The sequence below is a fragment of the bacterium genome (genome assembly GCA_004299235.1).
GTDB lineage: Bacteria > Chloroflexota > Dormibacteria > Dormibacterales > Dormibacteraceae > SCQL01.
In genome coordinates, this window is the sequence record SCQL01000039.1 from 1 (window position 1) to 2357 (window position 2357).

Sequence of the window (2357 nt, forward strand, 5' to 3'; positions counted from 1 at the left end):
CATCGCTCTCGCCGCTCGCCCGCTCACACCGCTCGTGGGACCGCTGCTTCGACTCAGGCAGTACTGAGCAGAACTCCAGCTACACCCTCCAACTCGAACCGCCCCCGCCCGTGTCCTGCCGCCGTCGACCGGCACTCACCTCCCTCGACAAGGCGCCACCATGGCCAACGAGCTCGAGAAGCTCGAGTTGCTCTCTCTCGTCAACAGCATAACCAACGAGCTAGTCAACTACACCGGTCTCTCAGGTGCGGCGCGCTTTCTCGCCCGTGCTCTTCCCACCATCCGAAGTCACCCCCGACTGACCCTCTCCCCTCGCAGACTCGACTCTCGCCGAGTTCCTGATCCACCTGCACGGCGACTCAAAAGACTTCAACACCTTCAAGTCGAAATGCCGCGACGTGGGCGCCGACTTTCCCGACTCGTTCCTCTCCTCCGTTGACCGCCTCATCCTCTCGATGCACCCAAAATACAAGCTCAAGTCCAAGTCCTCCTCTTCAAAGGACAAAGGCAAGGGCAAGGAAGAAGGTGAGAAGGCGGTCCTGAGCGAAGAGAAGCAGAAACAAGCCCGACTGTTTCCCGGACTCGCCATGCCCGATACCGAGTGGCAGCCGTCCTATCGCGCCGACAACCCGGAGGAAGTCAAGGAGCGACAGATGCGGATGGGTCAGCCGGCGGACGTCAAAGGCGTCAGTGATGACCTCCGGAGCAGGGACGAGGACAATATGGGCGTCGATGACTTGATGGCGCAGCTTGAGGGTGTCAGGAAGCGCGCGACGAGGCCTGAGGAGGACGACGACAGGCGGGACGGAGGAGCGGACGCAAAGAGGCAGAGGCACCGCTCGCCCGACTACGAGCGGCGAGGAGGCGGAGGCGGTCGCGAGCGTGACAACGGCTACGGGGACCGCGGGCGCGGCGGCTCGTCGCGCCACGGCGAAGACGATCGAGGGCGGTACGGTCGCGACGGGCGGACAGGCGGCGCAGGGCCCGGCCGACTCGACGAGAAGCCCGTCTTGTACAAGATCTACAAGGGTCGGGTCGCCAACATCAAGGATTTCGGCGCGTTCGTCACGCTCGAAGGCGTGCAGGGCAAGGCGGAGGGCATGGTTCATATCGGCTCGATCTCGACCGGACGCGTCTCGCACCCTTCCGACCTCCTCGCGCGCGGACAGTCCGTCTTTGTCAAGGTCATGTCGGTCGCGGGCAACCGTCTCTCGCTCTCGATGAAGGACGCAGACCAGCGAACCGGCGCCGACTTGTCGCCTCACCTGCGGATCAAGACCGAGGAAGAGCTGTTCGAGGAGACTCGCCGGGCGGCTGAGCGCGCAGCAACGGGCGCGAACGGAGTTGCCGTCCGCAAGAGCTTCGCCGACGACAACCGCACGGCCTCGGTTCGGCGGATGACCTCGCCCGAGCGGTGGGAGATCAAGCAGCTCATCGCCTCGGGCGCAGCGAGCGCAGCCGACTACCCCGGTCTCGACGACGAGTACATCAACAGCGGATTCGAGACAGGGCCGGGCGGGAAGAGTCTCGTCGACGAAGCGGACGAGGAACTCGATGTCGAGATCAACGAGGCAGAGGCGCCTTTCCTCGCTGGCCAGACTAAACGCGCGCTCGAGTTATCGCCTGTCAAGATTGTCAAAGCGCCGGACGGTACCATGAACAGGGCCGCGATGGCGGGTGCGGCTTTGGCGAAGGAGCGGAGGGAGCTCAAGGCGCAGGAGGCGTCGGACCAGGCGGACTCGGAGGCGAGGGACGTCAACACCCCTTGGCTCGACCCGATGACGGCTCCTCACGAGCGGGCGTTCGCGGCGGACGCGAGGGGTCAGGCGGCGGGCCAGCGCGCCAAAGACGTCCCGGCGTGGAAGAAGGACACGTTCAACCCGGCTACGACGTTCGGCAAGATCACCAGCATGAGCATCGCCGACCAGCGCAAGAGTCTGCCCATCTACAAGTTCCGCGACCAGCTCATCGAGGCGTTTGCGAACAACCAGGTCCTCGTCGTCGTCGGCGATACCGGCTCGGGCAAGACGACGCAGATGACGCAGTACCTCGCCGAAGCGGGCTACGCCGACCGTCTCAAGATCGGTTGCACCCAGCCTCGTCGTGTGGCGGCCATGTCCGTCGCCAAGCGTGTCGCCGAAGAAGTCGGATGCCGGCTCGGCCAGGAGGTCGGCTACACGATCCGTTTCGAGGACTGCACGAGTCCCGAGACCAAGATCAAGTACATGACGGACGGCATGCTCCAGCGAGAGTGTCTCGTCGACCCCGACATGAGCCAGTACAGCGTCCTCATGCTCGACGAGGCCCACGAGCGTACGATCGCGACCGATGTCCTCTTTGGTCTCCTCAAGAGTGGG

At 64.4% G+C, this 2357-nt stretch carries 1 protein-coding gene; it reads left to right on the forward strand.

Features of this window, described 5'->3' with window-relative positions:
• Positions 1-455 precede the first annotated feature (455 nt).
• Positions 456-2357: S1 RNA-binding domain-containing protein (locus EPN29_13615; protein TAN31370.1), on the forward strand; the 1902-nt coding region annotated here is incomplete at its 3' end.